Source organism: Glutamicibacter sp. BSL13, from assembly GCF_052928425.1.
This window is the reverse complement of sequence record NZ_JAVGCZ010000004.1, coordinates 52996-77394: the sequence shown is the minus strand read 5'-3', so window position 1 is coordinate 77394 and position 24399 is coordinate 52996. Positions and strand designations below refer to the sequence as shown.

The window sequence follows — 24399 nt, the reverse complement described above, 5'->3', positions numbered from 1 at the left end:
GTTGGCGAGCACCGCGGCCAGGGCCGGCAAGGCACCCAGCGGTGCGGCGGCCACCGTGTTGGCCCGCCCGGCAACCGCCCCGGCGATGTCTTCGGTGGTGTGCACCCCATCGGCCACCAGAAGCGGCAGCACCAGGGCCGCTTCCCCCTCCGGCAGGCTTTTCAGGACCTCGGGCAGCTGCGGATGCTGCACGTCGACGTAGGCCTCATGCCAGATGAGCTCCACGCCCTGGTCCCGCAGGGCGCGGTGCCCGGCGGCCTGCTCGGCCAGCTGCTGGCGCAGCCGGTTGATCTGCTCCTGCCCATGCGGGTTGTCCGTGCCGTGCGAGGCGGCCACTACGTGTACCGGGCGCACCGGCTGGTCCCTGCCGGGCTGCGGGCCGGTCACTGTCCCGGCTCCTGGCGGCGCACCAGCTTGTGGTTGGCGGCCTGCGCCTGCGGGCGGATCACAATCTCGTCCAGGTTCACGTGGTGCGGCAGGCTGACCGCGTAGCGGATCACCTCGGCCACGTCCGCCGCGCTCAGTGGTTCGGCCACCCCGGCGTACACCTGCTCGGCGGCCTGCTCGCTGCCCAGCCGGCGCAGCGAGAATTCCTCGGTGGCCACCAGCCCGGGCAGCACCTCGATGACCCGGACCCCGTGCTCGACCTCCTCCAGGCGCAGCGCCTGGGTCAGGGCCCGCTGGGCGGCCTTGGCCGCGTTGTAGCCGCTGCCGCCCTCGTAGCTGGCCAGGGCGGCGGTGGAGGTCAGGTTCAAAACGGTGCCCTGCACGGTGCGCAGGTGCGGCAGCAGCGCCCGGGTCAGGCGCATGGTGCCCATCACGTTCACCTGCAGCATGAAGTCCCAGTCCGCGTCCTTGGCCTGGGCCAGGTAGTCGACCCCGCGGGCCCCGCCGGCCACGTTGATGACGGTGTCCACCCCGCCGGCGGCAAGGATCCGGGAGGTCAGCTCGTCGACGCTGTGCTGCTCGCTGACATCCCCGGCCAGCGCGATGGCCCCGGTGTCCGCGGCCAGGCTCTGCAGCCGCTCGGCGCGCCGGGCGATGGCGTAGACGCGCCATCCTTCCTGGCGCAGGGCCCTGACGGTGGCCTGGCCGATGCCGCTGGAAGCCCCGGTGACGACGGCGGATCGTTCGGTGGCGGGGGCTGGGGAGTTTTCATGGTTGGTCATGGCACCAGAATAGAACGGCGCGGCGGCCCACCACGAGCGGGGTGAATGACTCTTACGCGCTGCCCGCCGGGTGTCCCACCCCATGGGCCGCAATGCCCGCCCGGGCGAGGAAACATGAAACAATGGCTTACATGGCAGAAGAAAACTTGGGCACAGACACGCCCAACACGGTTTCAGTTCCCGACAAGCCCGCATTGGAAGGCCTGGAGGAACGTCTTTCGTCCCGGTGGCGCACCGAGGGCACCTATCACTTCAATGAGGACACCAGCCGCGAGGCGGTGTACTCCATCGACACTCCCCCGCCGACCGCTTCCGGTTCGCTGCACGTGGGCCACATGTTCTCCTACACCCAGACCGACGTGGTGGCCCGCTACCAGCGGATGAGCGGGAAGAACGTGTTCTACCCGCTGGGTTGGGACGACAACGGCCTGCCCACCGAGCGCCGCGTCCAGAACTACTACGGGGTGCGCTGCGACCCGTCCAAGCCCTACATCCAGGACTACCAGCCGCCGGCCAAGCCGGCGAAGAACCAGCGCGACTGGGACGTGGTCAGCCGCAAGAACTTCATCCAGTTGTGCGAGCAGCTGGCCGTGGAGGACGAGAAGGTCTTCGAACAGTTGTTCACGACCCTGGGCCTGTCCGTGGACTGGCGGATGACCTACCGGACCATCGATGACAACTCCCGGGCCGTGTCACAGCGCGCCTTCTTGGAGAACCTCTCCGCCGGGGACGCCTACATGGCCGAGGCCCCGACCCTGTGGGACGTCACCTTCCGCACCGCGGTCGCCCAGGCCGAGCTGGAGGACCGCGAGGTCGCCGGCGCCTACTACCGCTACCCGTTCACCACCGAGGACGGCGAGCAGGTCTTCATCGAGACCACCCGCCCCGAACTGCTGGCCGCCTGCGCCGCCCTGGTCGCCCACCCGGAGGACGAGCGCTACCAGCACCTGTTCGGCAAGACCGTCACCTCCCCGCTGTTCGGCGTCCCGGTCGAGGTGCGCCCGCACGCCCTGGCCCAGGCCGACAAGGGCTCGGGCATCGCCATGGTCTGCACCTTCGGTGACCTGACCGACGTGACCTGGTGGCGTGAACTGCAGCTGCCCACCCGCGCCATCGTGGGACGCGACGGACGCATCATCGCCGAAACCCCCGAGTGGATCACCAGCCCCGCCGGGGCCGAGGCCTACGCCCAGATCGCCGGCAAGACCGTGTTCTCCGCCAAGGAGACCGTGGTTGAGCTGCTGCAGGAAGCGAACCTGCTCGACGGGGAGCCGAAGAAGGTCACCCGCCCGGTGAACTTCTTCGAAAAGGGCGACAAGCCCCTGGAAATCGTCTCCTCCCGCCAGTGGTACATCCGCAACGGCGGACGCGACGAGGACCGACGCAAGGCGATGATCGCCCGCGGCGAGCAGATCGACTTCCACCCCTCATTCATGCGCTCACGCTACGAGAACTGGGTCTCGGGCCTGAACGGCGACTGGCTGGTCTCCCGCCAGCGCTTCTTCGGGGTGCCGATCCCGGTGTGGTACCCGCTGGATGAGAACGGCGAGCCGAACTACGACGCGCCGCTGCTGCCGCAGGCCCAGCAGCTGCCGGTGGACCCGGTGGCCGAGGCCCCGGCCGGCTACACCGAGGACCAGCGCAACCAGCCCGGCGGCTTCATCGGGGACGCCGATGTGCTGGACACCTGGGCCACCAGCTCGCTGACCCCGCAGATCGCCGGACGCTGGAACACCGACCAGTCCTTCTTCTCCAAGGTCTACCCGTACGACCTGCGCCCGCAGGGCCATGACATCATCCGCACCTGGCTGTTCTCCACGGTGGTGCGCGCCGACGCGCTGCACGGGGACGCCCCATGGCGCCACGCGGCGATTTCCGGCTGGATCCTGGACCCGGACCGCAAGAAGATGTCCAAGTCCAAGGGCAACGTGGTGGTTCCCACCGAGGTGCTGGAGAAGTTCGGCGCGGATGCCGTGCGCTACTGGGCGGCCAGCGCCCGGCTCGGCGCCGACACTGCGTATGAGATCAACCAGATGAAGATCGGGCGCCGTCTGGCCATCAAGATCCTGAACGCCTCCAAGTTCGTGCTGAACCTGGGTGCCACCGAGGCGAACATTCTCACCGATGACGCCGCGGTGATCACCAACGGGCTGGATCGTTCGCTGCTGGCCCGTCTGGCGGTGGTCATCGAGGACACCAAGCGCGCGTTCGAGTCCTACGACTACGCCCGGGCCCTGGACATCACCGAGTCGTTCTTCTGGTCGTTCACCGACGACTATGTGGAACTGATCAAGGACCGCGCCTACGGCGGGCACGGGCAGGCCGAGCAGGCCAGCGTGCTGGCCGCCCTGGCCACCACCCTGGATGCGGTGCTGCGCCTGTTCGCCCCGTTCCTGCCCTTCGCCACAGAGGAGGTCTGGAGCTGGTGGCGCACCGGTTCGGTGCACCAGAGCGCCTGGCCGACCGCCGGGCACCTGGCCCAGGTGCGCCAGAGCGCGGACACCGCGGTGCTGCCCACCGTGGGCCTGGCACTGTCCGGGATCCGCAAGGCAAAGAGCGATGCGAAGGTCAAGCAGCGCACCGAGGTGCTCTCCGGACAGATCCATGCCCCGGCCAGCCTGCTGGACCAGCTGCGTCCGGGATTCGCCGATCTGAAGTCGGCCGGCAACGCCCGTGACCTGCAGCTGATCGAGTCCGACGGGGAGCTGCAGGTACTGAACGTCGAACTGGCTCCCGCCGAGGACGTCACCGCCCAGTAGGTGCACCGCGCAGGGTGATCACCCAAAAAACAACCGTGGCTCCGGAAAGATGCTTGTCATCCTTCCGGAGCCACGGTTTTCCCAGAAGCCCGCAGCGCCTGCTCCCGGCGGGACGGTTTAGCGGCCCAGGGCGCGCAGGGCCGGGCGCAGCGAGAGCAGGCCCACCACGGCCAGCACCACCACGGCGGCCAGTGCCGGCGGCGCCACCGCGAATCCCAGGCAGAGCCACAACGCGATCAGCAGGATCGTCCCGTAGCCCACGCCTTCGCGCAGCCGTGGCCGCACATCCGCTGGGGCACCGGCATCCCGTGCCGCTCCTGGCCCGGGGGTGATGAGCAGGCGGCTGGCCACCGCCAGCACACCCACCCCGATCGCCAGCGCCACCAGCAGCGAATGCTCCTGCTGCACCAGGTTCGTGTACCCCTGGCGCACGATGCCACCGCCCTGCCCATCCTGGCCGAGCCAGCGGCCCAGGGAGGACTGGACGAAGTCGGACAGCGCGACCACCGCGGCCAGCAGCAGGCTGGCAGTGGCCGCCGTCAACGGCAATGCACGGTAGTTCAGCAGCAGCCCGGCAGCCAGCAGGCCCAGGCTCGCCCACAGCAGCCAGCCGCCGGTGGCGTCAAAGAACGCCACCCACCCCTTGGCCTGGCCCAAATCCGAGTAGTGCAGCAGCACCACCTCATGATCGACGTCCGGGATCAGTGAGGCCAGGGAAACCCCGCGCTGCTCCAGGTCGGTCTTCACGGCATCAACCAGCACCCCCAGATTGATGCTCAGGCGTCCGGAGTCCTGCAGGTTGACCGTGGAGCTTTCTTCACGCAGCACCGCCAGGCTCTGGGTGTGGCTCAGATGCACACCCTGCTCCCAGGCGCGGGCGAACGCGTCGGAACGCACCACGGACTGCACCGCCTCATGCACCAGCGGCTGAACCTTCTCATCCAGGGCCGTGTCCAGTGCATTCCCCAGCGCCGTTCCGGTCTGCTGGGTCAGGGTCGAGAGCCACTTCGGCGGCCTATCGGCGGGGATCCGGGAGTCGTGCACCACAGATTCCACCCGGTCCATGATGGCGCCGGTGGCTTCGTCCGTGACCTGTTGCTGGATCCCTGGATCCTGGGCCAGCGGGGCTAGGGCGGCACTGAAGGTGGGGGTGTCCAGCAGCTGTGTTTTGCCCCAATGACTGATGATCCCGGTGGGCAGGGCCAGCAGGCCCAGGATCAGCAGCACCGCCGCGATCACCCGGGGTATGGGGTGGAGCCGCATCGAGCCGTCGTGGGAAGCTTGCTTAGCTAGTGCCACTGATTTTCCTTTCACGTGGCCTACGATCTGGAGGGGACTAAACGAGAAAAGCGACCACACTTAGTGGTCGCCATTCTCGTTGGGTCATGCCTAGTTCTCGAAGACCGGGCTCTCGGTGCGGGTGCGCTTCATCTCGAAGAAGTACGGGAAGGAAGCCAGCTGCACGGAGGCGTCGAACAACTTGCCCGCGTCCTCGCCGGTGGGGACCCGGGTAATGACCGGGCCGAAGAACGCGGTGCCGTTGACCTCCACGATGGGGGTGCCCACGTCCTGGCCCACCTTGTTGATGCCCGCCTCATGGCTGGCGCGCAGCGCCTCATCGTGGGCATCGCTCTGACCGGCCTCGGCCAGCTCGGCCGGAAGACCCACCCGTTCCAGGGCCAGGCGGACCACTTCCTCGCGGTCCTGAACCTTTTCGTAGTGGATCAGTTCGCCCATGGCGGTGTACAGCTTGTCCTTGTACTGCTCACCGTGTTCGGCCGCGGCGGCAATGATCACCCGTACCGGAGCCCAGGCGCTGTCCATCGACTTGCGGTAGTCCGCATCCAGGTCGCGTCCCTCGTTCAGCACGGACAGGCTCATGACGTTCCACGTCACGTTCACGTCGCGAACCTTTTCCACTTCCTTCATCCAGCGGCTGGTGGCCCAGGCGAAGGGGCAGATCGGATCGAACCAGAAACCTACTTGGGCTCGTTCGGCCATGGTGATTCCCACTTTCTTCTCGACGTTGCGTTCTGTGTACTACTGCGATCTCCCGCGGTGCCGACGCCGGCTGCGGTTCTGCAAAGCCGGCGGCCGGGCCTAGGCGGACTTCTTGCCGCGCTTGTCGGAGACGGCGGCGGAAACCAGGGTCGGTTCGGCGCCGTCGAGCACCACCTCACGGGTGATGACCACTTCCCCGATGTCCTCCAGGCTGGGCAGGTCGAACATGATCGAGGCCAGGGTCTCCTCCAGGATGGCGCGCAGGCCGCGGGCACCGGTTTCCCGCTCGATCGCCAGTTCGGCGATGGCCTCCAGTGCCGGCTGTTCGAAGCTGAGGGCCACCCCGTCCATTTGGAACATCTTCTGGTACTGCTTGACCAGCGCGTTCTTCGGCTCGGTCAGCACCCGGACCAGGGCCTCGCGGTCCAGGTGTTCCACGGTGGTGATCACCGGCAGGCGGCCAATGAATTCGGGGATCAGCCCGAACTTCAGCAGGTCCTCGGGCCGCACGTCCGAGTAGGAGGCGGTTTCGGATTTCAGCGCGGTCAGCGGCGCCCCGAAGCCGATGCCCTTGCGTCCGGCGCGGGAGGAGATGATTTCCTCCAGCCCGGCGAAGGCGCCGGCGACGATGAACAGAATGTTGGTGGTGTCCAGCTGCAGGAAGTCCTGGTGCGGGTGCTTGCGTCCACCCTGGGGCGGCACGGCGGCGACGGTGCCCTCCAGGATCTTCAGCAGTGCCTGCTGCACGCCTTCCCCGGAAACGTCGCGGGTGATGGACGGGTTTTCGCTCTTGCGCGAGATCTTGTCGATCTCGTCAATGTAGATGATCCCGGTTTCGGCCTTCTTCACGTCGTAGTCGGCGGCCTGGATGAGCTTGAGCAAGATGTTCTCCACATCCTCACCGACATAGCCGGCCTCGGTCAGGCTGGTCGCGTCGGCGACCGCGAACGGGACGTTCAGTTTCTTGGCCAGCGACTGGGCCAGGTAGGTTTTGCCGCAGCCGGTGGGGCCGATGAGCATGATGTTGGATTTGGAGACCTCGACGTCGCTGAGCGGGTCATCGTTGGTCAGGGCCGCGACGGGGGCCTTGTCCTGGTTGCCGTGGATGCGCTTGTAGTGGTTGTACACGGCCACGGACAGGGCGCGCTTGGCGGCTTCCTGCCCGATGACGTACTCCTCCAGGGAGGAGAAGATCTCCCGGGGCTTGGGCAGCGAAAATTCCTCGCTGGTGTGTTCCTCGGCGAACTCCTCGGCGATGATTTCGTTGCACAGCTCAATGCATTCGGTGCAGATATAGACACCGTGGCCTGCGATCAGCTTCTTGACCTGCTTCTGGCTCTTTCCGCAGAAAGAACACTTCAGCAGGTCCGAACCTTCTCCCATTCGTGCCATCGCGCTGTTCTCCCTATAAGTTGAGGACCGTGATCTAAAGTTAAGTCTAAGACAGGACGGCGACGCTTTAGCTGAAGATGGCGGTCTACCGATCGTGTGCCCGCTGCCTGCTCGGGGTTACTCTCGGTAAACCGCCATCGTTCACTTCTTTATTCCCGGGTCACCACCCGGTTTGCTGCTAGTGCCCGACCTGGCGAGCGAGCTTGCGGGAGGTGAGCACCTCGTCCACAATGCCGTAGGTCTTGGCTTCATCGGCCGTCATGAACAGGTCACGCTCGATGTCGTTGCGGACCTTCTCGGTGTCCTGACCGGTGTGGGAGGAGAGGGTGTTCTCCAGCCATTCGCGCATGCGCATGACTTCCTCGGCCTGGATCTGCAGGTCGGTCGCGGTGCCGCGCTCCCCGCCGCCCATGGCCGGCTGGTGGATCAGCACACGGGCGTTGGGCAGCGCCAGACGCTTGCCCGGGGTGCCGGCGGCCAGCAGCACTGCGGCGGCCGAGGCGGCCTGGCCCAGGCACACGGTCTGCACTTCGGGGCGGATGAACTGGATCGTGTCGTAGATCGCGGTCATCGCGGTGAAGGAACCACCGGGCGAGTTGATGTACAGGGTGACGTCGCGCTCCGGGTCCATGGATTCCAGCACGAGCAGCTGGGCCATGACGTCGTCGGCCGAGGCGTCATCGACCTGGGCGCCCAGGAAGATGATGCGGTCCTCGAACAGCTTCGCGTACGGGTCCTGGCGCTTGAAGCCGTACGGGGTACGCTCTTCGAACTGCGGCAGGATGTAACGGGCCTCGGGCATTGTCCCCGCGGTGGCTTCAGGGTTGAACTGCATGGTGTCTCCTACAAAAAATCTGGTGAATTCAATCGAGGGGCTGGCTTTAGGATTCGTTGCCCACGCCGCCGCCACCGCTGACGCTGCCGGCGTGCAGGGCGATCTTGTCGAAGAAACCGTATTCCAGGCCTTCTTCCGCGGTGAACCACTTGTCGCGCTGGTTGTCGATCAGGATCTGGTCCAGGCTCTGCCCGGTCTGCTCGGCGGTCAGCTCGCTCATGATCTTCTTCATGTGCATGATCAGTTCGGCCTGGATCTTGATGTCCGAGGCGGTGCCGCCGATGCCGCCCGAAGGCTGGTGCATCAGAATGCGGGCGTTCGGGGTGGCGTAGCGCTTGCCCGGGGTGCCGGAGGAGAGCAGGAACTGGCCCATCGAGGCGGCCAGGCCGGTGGCCACGGTGACCACGTCGTTCGGGATGAACTTCATGGTGTCGTAGATGGCCATGCCCGCGGTGATCGAACCGCCCGGGGAGTTGATGTAGAGGTAGATGTCCGCTTCCGGGTCCTCTGCCGAGAGCAGCAGCAGCTGCGAGCAGATGGCATTGGCGTTCTCGTCGCGCACCTCGGAGCCAAGCCAGATGATGCGTTCCTTGAGCAGGCGGTTGTAGATGTAGTCCTCACGGTGGGCCGGGTCAACGCTGGCCATCGTGGGAGTGCGCGAATCATTTGACATGTTCTCTACCTCTTCCGAATGTGGAGATCAGATCGTGGGAGCCGGGCTGGCTCCCGCGACGAGACTGGTTATCTTTGAGATTACTGACTTCAACTGCCTCTTGGGGAGTTTCATGCCCGTGTTTCGCTCACGGCGCATGCCCGGTGGGGAAGAAGCACACAATTAGCCCCGGGGCGGGGCGCGGTGTGGTGCAGGCAGCGGATTCCTCTCACATTTGAGCCCAACCCGGTACTCCCCCACGGTATTCCCTCCGTCCCCGGCGGCAGCAACGCAAAACGCCTCCGGGCTGCCCAGCGCGTGGCGGGCAGCCCGAAGGCGTTGCGGTTGGCTACAGACCAGGACTACTTGGCGTCGGTCTCTGCGGCCTGTTCGGTGGCGGTTTCCTCGGCCGGGGCCTCGGCGGCCTCTTCCTCACCGGCAGGCTTCACGAAGGAGGTCAGGTCGACCTTCTCGCCGTTCGAGTCGGTGACCACGGCGTACTCCAGCACCTTGGCCAGTGCCTTGCGGCGGCGCACCTCACCCATCAGCATCGGCACCTGGCCGGCACCGTCGAGCATCTGGGCGAACTGGTTCGGATCCATGCCGTACTGACCGGCGGTCTGCACGATGTAGTCGATCAGCTCGGACTGCTCCACGCCAACTTCCTCGGCGTCGGCGATGGCGTCCAGCACCAGCTCGTTGCGGAAGGCACGCTCGGTGTTCTCGCGCACCTCGGCCCGGTGCTCCTCGGTGTCGTGGTCCGCTTCGGCGTTCGGGTTCTCGAAGTGCTGCGCAACCTGCTCTTCGATGACCGACTCCGGAACCGGAACCTCGACCATTTCCAGCAGCTTGTCCAGCACCAGTTCGCGGGCCTCGACGCCCTGCTCGACGACCTTGCCCTCGGCGGCGTCCTTGGCCAGCGACTCGCGCAGTTCGGCGATGGTGTCGAACTCGGAAGCCAGCTGGGCGAAGTCGTCGTCGGCCTGCGGCAGCTCGCGCTGCTTCACGGCGGTGACGGTCACCTTCACGGTGGCGTCCTTGCCGGCGTGCTCGCCGCCGGCCAGCTTGGTTTCGAAGGTGGCGTCTTCACCGGCGGACAGGCCGGTCACGGCCTCGTCCATGCCCTCAAGCATGTTGCCGGAACCCACCTGGTAGGACAGGCCCTGGGCGTTGTCGACTTCTTCGCCCTCGACGGTGGCCACCAGGTCGATGGTCACGAAGGAATCGGCGGCGGCCGGCTCTTCAACTTCCTTCAGGGTGCCGAAACGACCGCGCAGGTCGTCCAGGGCCTTGTCAACGTCTTCGTCGCCAACTTCCTTGGCGTCCACGGACACTTCCAGGCCCTTGTAGTCGGGCAGTTCCACGTCCGGGCGGATGTCAACTTCCAGGGTGAAGACCAGCTGGCCCTCGCCTTCCTTCTCGATGGAAGGCAGTTCGGTGATGTCAACCTCGGGACGGGAGAGCGGGGTCAGCTCGTTCTCCACCATGGCCTGCTGGTAGTAGTCGTTCAGGCCCTCGTTCACGGCGGTCTCGATGACGTAGCCGCGGCCAACGCGCTGATCGATCAGGCGTGCCGGAACCTTGCCCTTGCGGAAGCCGGGGACCTGGATCTGCTGTGCGATGGTCTTGTAGGCCTCGTCCACGCGGGGCTTGAGCTCCTCGTAAGGAACTTCAACGGTGAGCTTCACCCGGGTCGGGTTGAGGTTTTCGACGGCGCTCTTCACAGCGTTGTACTCCTGATTTATCTAAGAATTAGGTCTTATCTGCAAAAGAACCCCGCAACAAAATACTTGTTGCGGGGTTCTTCACACAGAGTCGGGGTGACAGGATTTGAACCTGCGACCTCACGCTCCCAAAGCGCGCGCTCTAGCCAAGCTGAGCTACACCCCGATTAGCAGTGACAAGTCTAACCGCAGTCAGACTCGATCCACTAATCGTTTGTGATTCCTTCCGGCAACCTATTGAGTTTCCGCTGATCACAAGAACTAAACGAATTAGATCTCATCTGCCCCGGAGGCGGCACGGTCAAGTGCTTTAATCCGGTTCAGAGTCGGGGTGACAGGATTTGAACCTGCGACCTCACGCTCCCAAAGCGCGCGCTCTAGCCAAGCTGAGCTACACCCCGATCAGTAGGCTTTGAGTTCCACCCAAGGCAGAACATAAAGACACTAATCACATGGTCATTTCGAACTGTGCCGCGAAGGCTGTCCGGGATTGGCCACAAGAGACAAATTTACACTGCGCGAAACTGAAAACAAAATCTGCGGCGGATTGTGATTGAGCGTGTTCATTGCCCCAATTACCGGCGAAATTCCGCGGAATCAGGGGAAATTATCCCTACCACTCCTGGCCCTTGCAGGCCTGCCGCGACTCCGGCGTTGACCGAGTGGCTGTGATAACCACGACACGCAGCGTGAAGAGACCGTGATTTGCGGGGAAACAGAAACAGGACCCCGGGTGAACGGGATCCTGTCGGTGGAGGGGATGACGGGAATCGAACCCGCGTCATTAGTTTGGAAGACTAAGGCTTTACCATTAAGCTACATCCCCAGATTCCGCAGCGGCGGTGCCGCGAACAGGAATCAGTCTAGAACACTTTTCTTGACTAGCGCAAATCCGGGGTTATCCAGTTCCGACTAGGGCTCTCATTTCCCACTGCAGGGCACGCGCGAGCCGCTGACCGCGCAGATCACCGACCAGTGGCTGGGCCGGCTGGACGCTTGCGCGGCGGTCGCTGGCAGCGAGTGCACCAATACAGTTTGCGGCCCGCGACCTCCTCGAGCCGGATGGCGGTGCCGCAGCGCCGGCAGGCCTGCCCCTGACGCTGGTAGACGTAGTAGGCGTTATCGGGCCACAGAGGTCCCGGCTCGTTGCGGTCCTCCTGCCAGGTGGTGATGATTTTCCCGCCACGCACCCCGTCCTGCATGATCTGCACAATGTCCCACCACAGCTTCTTGGCCGCCCGCGCGGAGAGCTCATTGGCCGGCAGCTGCGGGCTGATCCGGCAGCGGTAGAGCGACTCAGCGCGGTAGATGTTCCCGACGCCGGAGATCAGCGCCTGGTTCATCAGCACCAGGCCGATGGGCGTGCGGGTGGCCGACAGGTTGTGCCGGAACTGGCGGTACCCGGCCTCCAGTGCGGCCTGCGGGTCGGCGTCCAGGTCCCTGCCCTTGGACTGGTTGAATCGGATCGCGGCTCCAGCCAGGGGGTCCGGCCCGAGCTTGTCCAGTTGCACCTGGACCTGTTCCCACTCCAGCACCTCGCAGGCGCTGGGGCCGCGCAGATCCGCCCAGCCGTGCTCGCTGACGATCCGGGCGCGCACCTGGCCCACCGGCTCGGGCGGGCCCAGGTATTCCCCGTTGGCCTCGGCGGCAACTTCCCGTTCGCCAATGCGCCGGGGCGCACCGATGGAGGAGGCGCCGCGGAAGAACTCGTCCCCGCCAAAGTCGAAGGCTCCGTAGAGCCCAAGGTGGATTCGCAGATACAGGTCGTTGGAGAACTGGCAGAACAGTTGCTTGCCCTTGGCCCACGCACGTTCCAGCTGCTGGCCGCTGATGCGTTCGGCGTCGGCGGCGAACCGTCCCTGCGGGGATGAAACCTGAACCGCCTGGCCGGCGAAGACGTCGTCGAATTGGCGGGCCAGGCGGTGCAGTGAATGTCCTTCCGGCACGGCTAGTCGATGACCTCGCCGGTGGTTTCATAGGTGGCGATCTTGCCGATGCGCCGGCTGTGGCGCTCGGCACCGCTGAACGGTTCGGCCAGGAAGGCCTCGATGATGGCGGTCGCTTCCTGCGTCGAGTGCTGGCGGCCGCCTACGGCGACCACGTTGGCGTCATTGTGCTGACGCGCCAATTGAGCAGTGTCCAGGTTCCAGGCCAGGGCCGCGCGCACCCCTTCGACCTTGTTCGCGGCGATCTGCTCGCCGTTGCCCGAACCACCCAGCACGATTCCCAGCGCCTCAACCCCGGCCCGCTGGTCATTGATCACCGCGCGGGCCGCGTTGATGCAAAAGGCAGGGTAGTCATCTTCCGGATCGTAGGAGCTCGGTCCATGGTTGACCATCTCGTAGCCCTTGGCGGTCAGGTGCTTGACCAGATGGTCGCTCAGTTCCAGGCCGGCGTGGTCGGTGGCGATGTGCACGCGCATAGGTTGTCCCTCTTCGTGTTTTTGCTTTGATGACATTTTGCCCCGGGGGCGGAGGTCTTCTGTGGCCGCTGCCGTCATTGGCGGCGGGCACCACTCCAGCTTATCCACCGGCGCTGGGGTTCGCGCATTGTGTAGCGTCTTCGCGCAGACTCCCCCGCCGACCGCGCCTTCCCCGATCGATCGGGGCGGGGCCGGCGGAAGCGGAAATATCCGCCAAATGACTTGCGCCACCCCCTTGCCGCAGTGGCAGAATAGGGACTAGTTGTTCAATAGATATTTCAGATTTCCCTAATGCGGCGCACGAGCCGCATGGATGCGGAGCGAATGCATATGCCCGGAATGAACCTGACCCGTGACGAGGCCATCGAACGCGCCAACACGCTGCGAGTTGAAAGCTACGAGGTGGAGCTGGACCTGACCAAGGGTGAGCGGGTCTTCGGCTCACGCACCACAGTGCGCTTCACCGCTACCGCAGGCGCTTCAAGCTTCATCGACGCGGTCACCGACACCGTCCGCTCGGTCACCCTGAACGGTACCGAACTGGATCCCTCCGAGGTCAGCGACGGCGTGCGCATCCAGCTGCCGCACCTGGCGGCGGAAAACACCCTGGTGATCGACGCTGATGCGCTGTATATGAACACCGGTGAGGGCCTGCACCGTTTCGTGGATCCGGTGGATGACGAGGTTTACCTGTACACCCAGTTCGAGGTGGCCGACTCACGGCGCATGTTCGCCGTCTTCGAGCAGCCGGACTTGAAGGCCAGTTTCCAGTTTTCCGTCACCGCCCCGAAGCACTGGAACGTGGTCTCCAACTCCCCCACCCCGCATCCGCAAATGCTGCAGGAGGGCAAGGCCCGATGGGACTTCTCCCCCACCCAGCGCATTTCCTGCTACATCACCGCGCTGATCGCCGGACCGTACCAGGTGCAGCGCGACTCGCTGGTTTCCCGGGATGGGCGGACCATTGAATTGGGCGTGTTCGCCCGCTCCTCGATGATGGAATACCTGGATTTCGAGAACATCATCACCGTCACCAAGCAGGGCTTTGAGTTCTTCGAGAAGAACTTCGCCGTGCCCTACCCCTTCGTGAAATACGACCAGCTCTTCGTCCCGGAGTTCAATGCCGGAGCCATGGAAAACGCCGGGGCGGTCACCTTCCTGGAAGACTACGTCTTCCGCTCACGTCCTACCCACGCCATGGTCGAACGCCGGGCCATCACCATCCTGCACGAGCTGGCGCACATGTGGTTCGGCGACCTGGTCACCATGAAGTGGTGGAACGACTTGTGGCTGAACGAGTCCTTCGCGGAGTTCATGTCCACCCTGGCTGCGGCGGAAAACACGGAATTCACCAGCTCCTGGACCACCTTCAACATGTTGGAGAAGAACTGGGCCTACCGCCAGGATCAGCTGCCCTCCACCCACCCGGTGGTCGCCGAGATGCGGGACCTGGCCGACGTGGAGGTCAACTTCGATGGCATCACCTACGCCAAGGGCGCCTCCGTGCTGCGCCAGCTGGTCGCCTTCGTGGGCCAGGAGGAGTTCATGGCCGGGGTGCGCAGCTACTTCGCCAAGCACGCCTGGCAGAACACCGAACTGCCGGACCTGCTGCGGGAACTGGAGACAGCCTCCGGCCGCGACCTGAGCAACTGGTCCGGCCAGTGGCTGGAAACCGCCGGGGTCAACACGCTCACCGCCGCCATCGAGGCCGATGAGAACGGAACCATCACCGACTTCAGCATCCGGCAGAGCGCGGTCACCGACTACCCCACGATCCGCGACCACCGTCTGGCCGTGGGCTTCTACAGCCTGAATGACTCCGGCCAGCTGGTGCGCACCCACCGCGAGGAACTGGATGTCACCGGCGAAAGCACCCCGGTGCCCGCACTGGTGGGACTGCAGCGTCCGGACCTCGTGCTGCTCAACGACGACGACCTGACCTACGCGAAGATCCGTCTCGACGAGCGTTCCCTGGCCACCGCCACGAAGCACCTGAAGGACTTCACCGAGTCCCTGCCGCGCACCCTGGTCTGGAGTGCCGCCTGGGATGCGGTGCGCGATGCCGAGGCCCCGGCCAGCACCTATGTGCAGCTGCTGCTGAACAACATCGGCCACGAGGTGGACTCCTCGGTGATCATGGTGCTGCTGCGCCAGCTGAACACCGCATTGGACTTCTACGTGAACGAACAGGCACGCGAACAGTCGGGCATCGACGCCGCAGACCGGCTGTGGGAGCTGGCCGGCAACGCCGAGCCGGGCTCCGACGCGCAACTGCAGTTCACCCTGGCCTACGCCAAGCGCGCCCGCACCGAAGCCCAGCTGGATGCCGTGGCCGCGCTGCTGGAGGGTTCAGCGGGCCTGCCGGGGCTGGAGGTGGACACCGACCTGCGCTGGTCGCTGATCAGCGCCCTGTCCGCCGGTGGACGCCAGAGCCCGCAGCAGCTGCAGGCCGCCCTGGGCAGCGACTCAACCGCCAAGGGCAAGTCCAGCTGGTACACCGCCCAGGCGGCCCGGCCCACCGCCGAGGCGAAGGCGGAGGCGTTCGAGCAGATCCTGTCCGGAACGCTGTCCAACGACAACCACGGCGCGGTGATTGCCGGCTTCAACATGGTTCATGACCCGCAGCTGATTTCCGGCTACGCCGAGCGCTACTTCGCCTCGATCCTAAAGAAGTGGACCGGCCTGTCCCATGAGATGGCCAAGCAGATCGTGGTGGGGCTCTACCCGTCGCAGGAGGTCTCACAGGCCACCATCGAGCGCACCGACCAGTTCCTGCAGGAGCTGGGCGAACAGCACCCGGCCCTGCGCCGCCTGCTGCTGGAAAGCCGCGCCGACATCGTCCGCGCCCTGCACGCCCGGCAGGCCGACCAGGCCTGATCCCCCGGGCGGCGCCCATGGCGTGGTCCACGGCCGCCGGCTGTGGACCACGCCATACCCGTTTGCGGGCGAACCATGGGAGAATCGGGCCATGGACCTTTCGCGACACAACTACCAGATTTCCATGCGCTGGACTGGTAACCGCGGCGAAGGCACCACCGGGTACCGCAGCTACGGTCGCGAGCACATCATCAGCGCCGCCGGGCTGCCCGATATCGCCGGCACCGCGGATCCCACATTCCACGGGGACGCGCAGCGCTGGAACCCGGAACAGCTGCTGCTGGCGGCCCTGAGCCAGTGCCACATGCTCTCCTACCTGCACATGGCGGTCAAGCATTCACTGGTGGTCACCAGCTACGCGGACCATGCCAGCGGCACCCTGAAACTGAACTACGACGGCAGCGGGCAGTTCACGGAAGTCACCCTGCGCCCCGCGGTGGGGCTGCAGGATGAATCACAGCGCGAACTGGCCGATGCCCTGCACGCGCAGGCCAACAAGGTCTGCTTCATCGCCCGCTCGGTGAACTTCACCGTGCACCACGAACCAGTCATCCCCTCATCAGGAAAGTAGACATGAGCGAAGCCAACCCGTTGACGCCCCGCGTGGTGAACAACCCGTTCAACAACCCGGTGGTGACCGGCCCGTCGTCCCAGGAGTTCCTGGACCTGGCCACCGAGCCGGTGGACGCCGCCGAATACGGTGGAACCTTCTACGAGGAGGTCGGGGGCCGCCCGGTCTTCGCCGAGCTCACCCGGCTGTTCTACGCCTCGGTGGCAGAGGACGCGGACTTCCGGCGCATGTACCCCGAACAGGACCTGTACCCGGCGCAGATCCGCCTGCAGCTGTTCCTGGAACAGTACTGGGGCGGGCCCAAGACCTATTCGGAGCACCGCGGGCACCCGCGGCTGCGGATGCGCCACGTGCCATTCCACATCGACTCGCACTACCGCGACGTGTGGCTCGGGCACATGAACAAGGCCATCGACCAGTTGGAACTGCCGATGCTGCACGCCGAAACGCTGCGCGACTACTTCGAGCGCGCCGCACATTCGCTGGTGAACCAGCCCGACTGAGTCGCCACGGTCCGGCTTCAACGGCACCAAACCCAAGGCCTGCAGCGAAGTGATCGCCGCAGGCCTTTGGCCTGCTGGGCCCTCGCGGCCGGGAGCCTGAGCCCCTAGAGCAGGGAGTTGCTGCGCCGCACCAGCACGTGGCCGCGCGGACCGCTGACCCGCAGCCAGCTGCCGCTGCGGTAGACCGCACTGGTGCCCGCCTCGGTGATGAAACCCAGCGAATGCATCGCAAACCCCGCCCCGAGGGGAAGCTGGAGGCCGCCGGGCAGGTTGGTCTCGGGCAACGGCGAGGACCAGATGCGCTGGCGCACCTGGGTGATGACCGGGGCTCCGGGGTTCTCCGGCAGCGCCTCGGTTACTGCGTTGATCCCGCTGCGCGCCGCTTCGGCCAGGTGCGCGTCGCTGATCTGGCCCACCGGTTCCCAGCCCGCGACCGGCACCTGGATGCCGGCCCACGCCGGGTTCTCCTCCACCGGGGGCAGGGTGAATGTCGTGGAGGTTTCACCCATGCGGGCCAGGCGGTCCTGGATGGAGGCCAGCGAGTAGCAGGCATTGAGCTGCCGCGGCGCGGCCAGGCGGTGCACCCGCATGCCCAGCACCGTAAAGTCCCCGCCGTCGACCGACCCCTTGGCCAGCACCGGAACATAGACCGCCAGGGCGGTGCCCCGGGCGACGAACTGTGCCGCGTCATCCTCGATGCTCTTGGCCCGGCTCACGAAGCTGGCCAGGTCCTTCACGGCGGAAATGTCATCAAAAATCAACGCTTCACTTGACATGTTTTCATGCTCTCACGTTTCTGCGGACCCGAGCCCGGCAATGTGATGATTTAGGCATTTGGCGCGGAATCGGGCAATATCTACTCATAAACCGACTTGTGCCGACACACTGGAAGTTACTATTCCGTAAGGATACTCTTTTGAACAGATAGCCTCTGATTCGCACGCGCACCACACCGAGGGAGTACACATCGTGGCTGATGACAGTCAGAACACCCAGACCCTGCTGAAGCTGTTGGATCTGAACGGGATGGAGGCGCGCACCGACGAGGACATCTTCGTCGGCCATACCCCGCACCAGTCCCGTCCACGGGTGTTCGGCGGACAGGTCCTGGGCCAATCGGTGATCGCCGCCACGCGCACCGTCCCGCAGGACCGGCAGATCCACTCCATGCACGGATACTTCCTGCGCCCGGGAGATACCCATGTGCCGATCACCTTCGGGGTCGAGCGGATGCGTGACGGGCGCTCCTTCTCGGCTCGCCGTGTGCACGCCTACCAGAACGGCAAACCAATCCTGTCCATGATCGCCTCCTTCCAGGAACCGGCCGAGGGCCTGGAGCACCACGACCCGATGCCGCAGGGAGTCCCGGACCCCGAGACCCTGCCGACCACGGCGGACCTGCTGGGCAAGATCAATCACCCGGTCGCCCGCGAGTGGGCCTTCGAGCGCCCCTTCGACATCCGCCACGTCACCGAGCCGATCTACTTCGGCCCCACCAGCGAACGGACCGCGGAGAGCGCGGTATGGCTGCGGACCACCGGGCCGATGCCCGATGACCCGGCACTGCACCGCGCCGCCCTGGCCTACGTCAGCGACTACACACTGCTCGAACCGGTGCTGCGCCGCCACGGGATCGGCTGGACCCGGGAGGACATGAGCGTGGCGAGCCTCGATCACGCGATGTGGTGGCACCGGGACTTCCGGGTCGATGACTGGCTGCTGTACGTGCAGCGCTCCCCATCCGCTTCCTCGGCCCGCGGGTTGGGCACCGGCAGCATCTATGACCGTTCGGGCCTGCTGGTCGCCACCGTCGCCCAGGAGGGCATGGTGCGACTGCCGGAGGGCGAACTGGACTGAACCCGCACCCCCAGGGGAGGATCGGCGCGCACGAGCGCCGGCGTCCCCGCGTGGGGCACACTAATGGGCCCGGTGTTGACCGGGCCCATTTGCCGTTGGTGCCTACTTGCGCTGTCCCTGCTCCAGGTGCAGCGCGGTGGACAGCCCCAGGTAGCGGCGGTCCTGGTACAGCAGGTGTTGATCCGTCGGTCCGTGGAAGATGTCCAGGATCTCGGCGGCGATCAGCCGCGAACCGCCCACCTGCAGGGAGCTGTGCATGCGGGCGCGCATCGCGACCGGCGCCTGGTCGAAGTACGGTTCACCGTTCTCCAGGTACTGCCACTGCTGTTCGGAGCTGAAGCGCTCCCCATCCGGGCGGGCGAACGCGTCGGCGACGCTGCTGTGCTGCTCGCCAAGCAGATGAATCATGAAGGTCGGCGACTGCAGCAGCGCCCCGGCCGAGCCCGAGGAACGGGTGAGGGAAAAGGACACGGCAACGGGGTCGATCGACAACGAGGCCAGGCTGGAAATTGTCAGCCCCACGGGCCGTCCATGCGGGTTCGCTGTTACCAGGGCCACTCCCGCTGGATGGGAACGGAACGCCGCACGGAAATCGTCAGCCAGGCTGCTCATGGATCGCTGCTCTCAATTCTTTGAAACCTCATCTTGTCGGCCATCCTAGACCACGGGAATGGGATGGCCGCCTGTCATGAACGATCCTAGAACCTCAAGTAGACTTGAGGTCAACGCGAAAGGTTCGGAGGTGCCCAATGTCACACTCGTCACGCCAGGAGGCCACGGCCGCCGATGAGCTGCTGACCATCGGGCAGGTGAGCGAGCGCACCGGCGTCGCCCGTTCGGCGCTTCACTACTATGAGCAGCTCGGCCTGGTTGGTTCCCTGCGCACCGCCGGGAACCAACGGCGTTATCCCCGGCATATGATTCGGCGCATTACCCTGATCTCCGTCGGAAGGAACCTGGGGATCGCGCTGGAGGACATTGCCCGTGCCCTGGAGCCGGTCCCCCTGGATCGCCGCCCGAGCGAAGTCGATTGGCAGCGCGCCTCCCAGGCCTGGATCAAAATCCTGGAACAGCGCCGCCGCGCCATCGAAGAACTGGAAACAAGGCTGACCGGGTGCATCGGCTGCGGCTGCTTGTCCATGCAGGCCTGCCAGCTGCTGAATCCACAAGACGAGCTGGCCACCGAGGGCGTGGGGCCACGTCGGCTGGCCGCCCAGGAGCCCGGCGTCTGCGATTAACGCGATCCGCCCGCCACCCTGTGATAGGGCGGCGGGCGGTACAACCAATCGGAGAAGATCAGTCGCGGGTCAGGCGGCGGTGGGTGACGCGGTGCGGCTTCGCGGCATCCGGGCCCAGGCGGTCGACCTTGTTCTTCTCGTAGGAATCGAAGTTGCCCTCGAACCAGTACCAGTTCGCGGGATCCTCTTCGGTGCCCTCGTAGGCGAGGATATGGGTGGCCACGCGGTCCAGGAACCAACGGTCGTGGGAGACGACCACGGCACAACCGGGGAAGTCCAGCAACGCGTTTTCCAGGGAGGACAGGGTCTCGACGTCCAGGTCGTTGGTCGGCTCGTCAAGCAGCAACAGGTTTCCGCCCTGCTTGAGGGTCAGCGCCAGGTTCAGGCGGTTACGCTCACCACCGGAGAGCACCCCGGCCTTCTTCTGCTGGTCCGGGCCCTTGAAGCCGAATGCCGAGACGTAGGCACGCGAGGGCATTTCGACCTGACCGACCTGGATGTAGTCCAGGCCATCCGAAACCACTTCCCACAGCGACTTTTCGGGGTCGATGTTCTCACGGTTCTGGTCCACGTAGGAGATCTTGACGCTGTCGCCAATCTTCAGCGTTCCGCCATCCAGCTCCTCCAGACCAACAATGGTCTTGAACAGGGTCGACTTGCCAACGCCGTTGGGGCCGATCACGCCAACGATGCCGTTTCGGGGCAGGTTGAAGGACAGCCCGTCGATCAGCACGCGGTCGCCGAAGCCCTTCTTCAGGTCCTGGGCCTCGATCACCAGCTGGCCCAGACGGGGGCCCGGTGGGATCTGGATTTCTTCGAAGTCAAGCTTGCGGGTGCGCTCGGCTTCCGCGGCCATTTCCTCATAGCGAGCCAGACGTGCCTTCGACTTGGTCTGACGGCCCTTGGCGTTGGAGCGCACCCAGTCGAGTTCCTCGGCCAGGCGCTTGGCCAGCTTCGCATCCTTCTTGCCCTGAACGGCCAGACGCTCACGCTTCTTCTCCAGGTAAGTGGAGTAGTTGCCCTCGTAGGGGTGCAGACGACCACGGTCAACTTCACAGATCCATTCGGCAACGTGATCCAGGAAGTAGCGGTCGTGGGTAACCGCCAAGACGGCACCCGGGTAGGAGGCCAAGTGCTGCTCAAGCCACAGCACCGATTCGGCATCCAAGTGGTTAGTCGGCTCATCGAGCAGCAGCAGGTCCGGCTTCTGCAGAAGCAGCTTGCACAGGGCCACGCGGCGGCGTTCACCCCCGGAAAGGTGGGTTACCGGCTCGTCGCCCGGAGGGCAGCGCAGCGCGTCCATGGCCTGCTCCAGCTGGGAATCAATATCCCATGCATCGGCAGCATCAATCGCTTCCTGCAGCTTTCCCATTTCCTCAAGAAGTGCGTCAAAGTCGGCACCCTCCTGGGACATCTCCTCGGAGATCTGGTTGAAGCGCTGGATCTTCTCGTAGATCTCACCGACGCCTTCCTGGACGTTGCCCAGGACGGTCTTCTCTTCGTTCAGTGGTGGTTCCTGCAGCAGGATGCCCACCGAGTAGCCTGGCGAAAGACGTGCTTCGCCGTTGGACGGGGTATCGATCCCGGCCATAATCTTCAGAATTGTCGACTTACCAGCACCGTTAGGACCCACAACGCCGATCTTGGCGCCCGGGAAAAACGACATGCTGACATCGTCAAGAATGACTTTGTCACCAACGGCCTTGCGGGCCTTGGTCATCGTATAAATGAATTCCGCCATGCTCTTAAGGCTAGTCGCTACCCAGCCCCATTTCCGAATTACCGCGTCACCAATTGGCGCGGGCGGTGCGCAGGGTCACAGGAAGGTTCTGCGCACCGCCTCGGGGAAGCGAAATCACGCGGCATCCGGGTGTTCTTCGGGCCAGTGAGTGACCGTGGGACCCTCAGGGTTCGCCCTCGAGTCCGGTTGACTGCCCCGGTGGCTGACGCGCTCCTTCTCACCGCCTTCAAAGCGCACGCGGTTGAAGCTCGAGGTGCCGAACCTCAGGTCGTGTCCGACCGCATAGGCTTCGACATCGGCGCTGGTTCCCTGCGTGCCGTCGGTGCGCTCGAACTGCCGGATCTGCAGTTTGCCGAAGATGATCACCCGGTCCCCACGCTGCAGGCTTTCCATCGCGTTCTCCCCCAGCGCGCGGAAACACGAGACCGAAAACCAGTTGGTTCCCGCATCGCTCCATTCCCCGGTTTCCGGATCACGCTTCCGTTCGTGGGTAGCCGCACGGAATTTCAAAATGGTGGTTCCTTGGGGTGTGATGCTCAGCTGCGGTTCGGTACCGACCACGGCACGGATGGTTACTAGATCACTCATGGATCAACACTCCTTCGTTGGCTTCGTTCCCGGATTCCCTTACCCGGTCGTGCCACCATGTCTCAGTCATCGACCCGGCGCTGGTGGCATCGAGCGCTTTGTGGATAGTCGAGGCGGAGGTTGTTTCGTCTTGTCGGGAGCCAATGGGCTAAACTATTTTCGGTCAAGCCTCCATAGCTCAGCTGGATAGAGCAAGAGCCTTCTAATCTCTAGGTCGCAGGTTCGAATCCTGCTGGGGGCGCATCTCACCGAAACCGCCGTCACCTGGATTCCAGGTGACGGCGGTGTTGTTTGAAGCTTCGCATTCAGATCATTGGGGTCAAGCCACTAGGACAGTGCGTTGGACAGGGCTCGGCCGGCCTGCAAACCGGAGAACAAGCAGCCACCCAAGAATGTGCCTTCCAATGCGTTATACCCGTGCAGGCCTCCCCCGCCGAAGCCGGCCACTTCCCCGGCCGCATAGAGCCCGGGTACGGGCGTTCCGTCGTTGGCCAGCACGCGACCGTCGAGGTCAGTTTGGATCCCACCCAGGGTTTTGCGGGTGATGACTCGAAGCCGCACGGCGATTAGTGGACCGACCTTGGGGTCCAAGATCCGGTGCACCTTCACGGCGCGGGTTGCCCGATCCCCGAGGTAGCGGCGTGCGTTGTGGATGCTCTGGATCTGCTGATCCTTGCCGAAGCGATTGCGTGTCTGCAGATCCCGGGCTTCCACCTGCCGGCGCACAAGTGCATGCTCGATGGGGGTTTGCGGTTCCAGCCGGTTCATCCCTTCCACGAGCTGCTCCAGGGTGCGGGCAACAATGAAATCCTCGCCGTGCTCCAGAAAGGCCTGGATGGGCGCCGGCGCACCACGTGCGAAAAGCCTGTCCATCACCACTCGTCGCCGATCACGATTGGTCAGATCCGGGTTCTGCTCTGATCCGGAAAGCGCGAACTCCTTGGCGATGATGCGCTGGTTCAAGATAAACCACGAGTGATCGTAGCTGTCGATTCCAGGATCCGTGCGAAGGTGCTGAAGGGTACCCATGGTGTCGTGACCGGGCAGGCACGGTGCTTCCATCCGGCGCCCCAGCGCGTCGAGCCACAGGGACGAGGGACCGGGCAGTATTCGAATGCCGTGCCCGGGCCACACGGGATCCCAGTTCTTGATGCCCTCGGTGTAGTGCCACATCCGATCACGATTAACGATTCGGGCTCCGGCGGCCTCCGCCACCTGCAGGCCACTGCCGTCAACGTAGCTGGGCACCCCGGTGAGCATGTGCCGCGGCGCCCGCCCCAGCCGTTCAGGCCAATGCTTGCGGATCAGGTCATGGTTGGCCCCGATCCCTCCAGTGGCGATGAGCACTGCCTCGGCCCTGAATTCGAATTCCGCGAGGACTTCACGTGAGGAGCTGACACCTCGCGCCGCACGGTCTTCCCTTAAGACCTGCCCACGCGCTCCGGTAACCGCTCCGTGTGTGGATACCAGATCGGTAACTTTGTGCCGCCCGCGGAACACGAGTTTCCCTTCGTCACGAGCGCGCAGAACCTTCTCGGCAAAAGGTGTCGAAACGCCGGTTCCGGTCCCCCAGGAAACGTGAAAGCGCGGGACGGAGTTCCCATGCCCCTCGGCCCTCCCGTCGCCTCGCTCTGCCCACCCGACAATGGGAGTCAGCTCGATGCCTTGGCGGCGTATCCATTCCCGCTTCTCACCGGCAGCGAATTCCACATACGCCCTGGCCCACCGCTCGGCCCATTTGTCTTCATCGTCAAGACGGTCAAATTGGGCGCTCGACGTCCAATCGCTCCAGGCAAGATCCAGCGAATCCCTGATTCCGAGCCGACGCTGTTCGGGCGAGTCAACCAGAAACAACCCGCCGAACGACCAGTGCGCCTGGCCTCCCAGATTCGCCTCGTTTTCCTGATCAAGGATGAGGACCCGCAAACCCGCCTCGACCGCTTCACAGGCGGCCACGAGCCCGGAAAGGCCAGCACCAATGATCAGCAGGTCCGCATGCTCTGTCTGGTGCACGGTATTGACACCTTTCCCCGATGGGCCGCGCGGCGGCGGCTTTCCTCGACCCTACTG

At 64.8% G+C, this 24399-nt stretch carries 21 protein-coding genes and 4 tRNA genes; 7 read left to right on the top strand and 18 right to left on the bottom strand.

Going from position 1 to position 24399, the window contains the following annotated elements; translation table 11 throughout:
- Positions 1-387, bottom strand: a 387-nt coding sequence (locus RCJ92_RS01490; protein ID WP_446753551.1) for a sirohydrochlorin chelatase, incomplete at its 3' end; no start/stop codon positions are given.
- Positions 384-1169, bottom strand: coding sequence for an SDR family oxidoreductase (locus RCJ92_RS01485; RefSeq protein ID WP_446753550.1), 786 nt, complete (start codon positions 1167-1169; stop codon positions 384-386). The genes RCJ92_RS01485 and RCJ92_RS01490, both read right to left, overlap by 4 nt.
- 131 nt (positions 1170-1300) lie before the next feature.
- On the opposite strand from RCJ92_RS01485, the gene valS reads away from it, so the two are divergent.
- Positions 1301-3928, top strand: coding sequence for a valine--tRNA ligase (gene valS, locus RCJ92_RS01480; protein WP_446753549.1), 2628 nt, complete (start codon positions 1301-1303; stop codon positions 3926-3928).
- 117 nt (positions 3929-4045) lie between these two features.
- On the opposite strand, the gene RCJ92_RS01475 is transcribed toward valS, so the two are convergent.
- The 11 genes from RCJ92_RS01475 to RCJ92_RS01425 all read right to left on the bottom strand — a co-directional run bounded on the left by RCJ92_RS01475 (position 4046) and on the right by RCJ92_RS01425 (position 12954).
- On the bottom strand, positions 4046-5227 hold the full coding sequence (locus tag RCJ92_RS01475; RefSeq protein ID WP_446753548.1) for a hypothetical protein: 1182 nt from the start codon (positions 5225-5227) through the stop codon (positions 4046-4048).
- A gap of 90 nt (positions 5228-5317) precedes the next feature.
- Entirely contained in the window at positions 5318-5929 is a 612-nt protein-coding gene (locus RCJ92_RS01470; protein WP_421013733.1) for a mycothiol-dependent nitroreductase Rv2466c family protein, read from the bottom strand.
- Between the two features lie 99 nt (positions 5930-6028).
- The gene (clpX, locus tag RCJ92_RS01465; protein WP_138177715.1) at positions 6029-7321 is read right to left on the bottom strand and encodes an ATP-dependent Clp protease ATP-binding subunit ClpX; all 1293 of its coding nucleotides are present in this window, start codon (positions 7319-7321) and stop codon (positions 6029-6031) included.
- 178 nt (positions 7322-7499) lie between these two features.
- Complete coding sequence (locus tag RCJ92_RS01460; protein WP_138177717.1) at positions 7500-8156, bottom strand: ATP-dependent Clp protease proteolytic subunit; 657 nt, start codon at positions 8154-8156, stop codon at positions 7500-7502.
- Positions 8157-8202: 46 nt separating this feature from the next.
- Positions 8203-8802 (bottom strand): ATP-dependent Clp protease proteolytic subunit, encoded by a 600-nt coding sequence (locus RCJ92_RS01455; protein WP_054821410.1) that lies wholly within the window; start codon positions 8800-8802, stop codon positions 8203-8205.
- Positions 8803-9170: 368 nt separating this feature from the next.
- Positions 9171-10532 (bottom strand): trigger factor, encoded by a 1362-nt coding sequence (gene tig, locus RCJ92_RS01450; RefSeq protein WP_138177719.1) that lies wholly within the window; start codon positions 10530-10532, stop codon positions 9171-9173.
- Positions 10533-10623: 91 nt separating this feature from the next.
- Positions 10624-10698 (bottom strand) — tRNA-Pro (locus RCJ92_RS01445).
- Between the two features lie 160 nt (positions 10699-10858).
- A tRNA-Pro gene (locus RCJ92_RS01440) sits at positions 10859-10933 on the bottom strand.
- Between the two features lie 351 nt (positions 10934-11284).
- Positions 11285-11358 (bottom strand) — tRNA-Gly (locus tag RCJ92_RS01435).
- 139 nt (positions 11359-11497) lie between these two features.
- On the bottom strand, positions 11498-12478 hold the full coding sequence (locus RCJ92_RS01430; protein ID WP_446753547.1) for an Fpg/Nei family DNA glycosylase: 981 nt from the start codon (positions 12476-12478) through the stop codon (positions 11498-11500).
- 2 nt (positions 12479-12480) lie between these two features.
- Positions 12481-12954 carry a ribose-5-phosphate isomerase gene (locus RCJ92_RS01425; RefSeq protein WP_138177734.1) on the bottom strand — a complete coding sequence of 158 codons (474 nt, stop codon included), beginning with the start codon at positions 12952-12954 and terminating at the stop codon, positions 12481-12483.
- 330 nt (positions 12955-13284) lie between these two features.
- Between RCJ92_RS01425 and pepN the strand changes: the two genes are divergently transcribed.
- The 3 genes from pepN (at position 13285) to RCJ92_RS01410 (ending at position 16905) form a co-directional block, all read left to right on the top strand.
- Entirely contained in the window at positions 13285-15831 is a 2547-nt protein-coding gene (gene pepN, locus RCJ92_RS01420) for an aminopeptidase N (RefSeq protein ID WP_446753553.1), read from the top strand.
- Between the two features lie 91 nt (positions 15832-15922).
- Positions 15923-16402, top strand: a complete 480-nt coding sequence (locus RCJ92_RS01415; RefSeq protein WP_138177736.1) for an OsmC family protein — start codon at positions 15923-15925, stop codon at positions 16400-16402.
- Between the two features lie 2 nt (positions 16403-16404).
- Positions 16405-16905, top strand: coding sequence for a globin (locus RCJ92_RS01410; protein WP_343832900.1), 501 nt, complete (start codon positions 16405-16407; stop codon positions 16903-16905).
- 104 nt (positions 16906-17009) lie between these two features.
- Here the strand turns inward: RCJ92_RS01410 and RCJ92_RS01405 are convergent, their stop codons facing one another.
- Entirely contained in the window at positions 17010-17681 is a 672-nt protein-coding gene (locus RCJ92_RS01405; protein WP_396276759.1) for a hypothetical protein, read from the bottom strand.
- A gap of 250 nt (positions 17682-17931) precedes the next feature.
- Here RCJ92_RS01405 and RCJ92_RS01400 point away from each other — a divergent pair, with 250 nt between their 5' ends.
- The gene (locus RCJ92_RS01400; protein ID WP_396278621.1) at positions 17932-18762 is read left to right on the top strand and encodes an acyl-CoA thioesterase; all 831 of its coding nucleotides are present in this window, start codon (positions 17932-17934) and stop codon (positions 18760-18762) included.
- A 102-nt stretch (positions 18763-18864) separates the two neighbouring features.
- Here the strand turns inward: RCJ92_RS01400 and RCJ92_RS01395 are convergent, their stop codons facing one another.
- Entirely contained in the window at positions 18865-19374 is a 510-nt protein-coding gene (locus RCJ92_RS01395; protein ID WP_054820713.1) for a flavin reductase family protein, read from the bottom strand.
- Positions 19375-19511: 137 nt separating this feature from the next.
- Between RCJ92_RS01395 and soxR the strand changes: the two genes are divergently transcribed.
- Positions 19512-20000 carry a redox-sensitive transcriptional activator SoxR gene (gene soxR / locus RCJ92_RS01390; RefSeq protein WP_446753546.1) on the top strand — a complete coding sequence of 163 codons (489 nt, stop codon included), beginning with the start codon at positions 19512-19514 and terminating at the stop codon, positions 19998-20000.
- A 58-nt stretch (positions 20001-20058) separates the two neighbouring features.
- On the opposite strand, the gene ettA is transcribed toward soxR, so the two are convergent.
- Complete coding sequence (gene ettA, locus RCJ92_RS01385) at positions 20059-21741, bottom strand: energy-dependent translational throttle protein EttA (RefSeq protein WP_138177744.1); 1683 nt, start codon at positions 21739-21741, stop codon at positions 20059-20061.
- Between the two features lie 114 nt (positions 21742-21855).
- On the bottom strand, positions 21856-22329 hold the full coding sequence (locus RCJ92_RS01380) for a single-stranded DNA-binding protein (RefSeq protein WP_446753545.1): 474 nt from the start codon (positions 22327-22329) through the stop codon (positions 21856-21858).
- Positions 22330-22496: 167 nt separating this feature from the next.
- Between RCJ92_RS01380 and RCJ92_RS01375 the strand changes: the two genes are divergently transcribed.
- Positions 22497-22570, top strand: a tRNA-Arg gene (locus tag RCJ92_RS01375).
- Between the two features lie 86 nt (positions 22571-22656).
- Here RCJ92_RS01375 and RCJ92_RS01370 read toward each other — a convergent pair.
- A complete protein-coding gene (locus tag RCJ92_RS01370; RefSeq protein WP_446753544.1) occupies positions 22657-24342 on the bottom strand; it encodes an FAD-binding dehydrogenase in 1686 nt (561 codons plus the stop codon).
- Positions 24343-24399 lie beyond the last annotated feature (57 nt).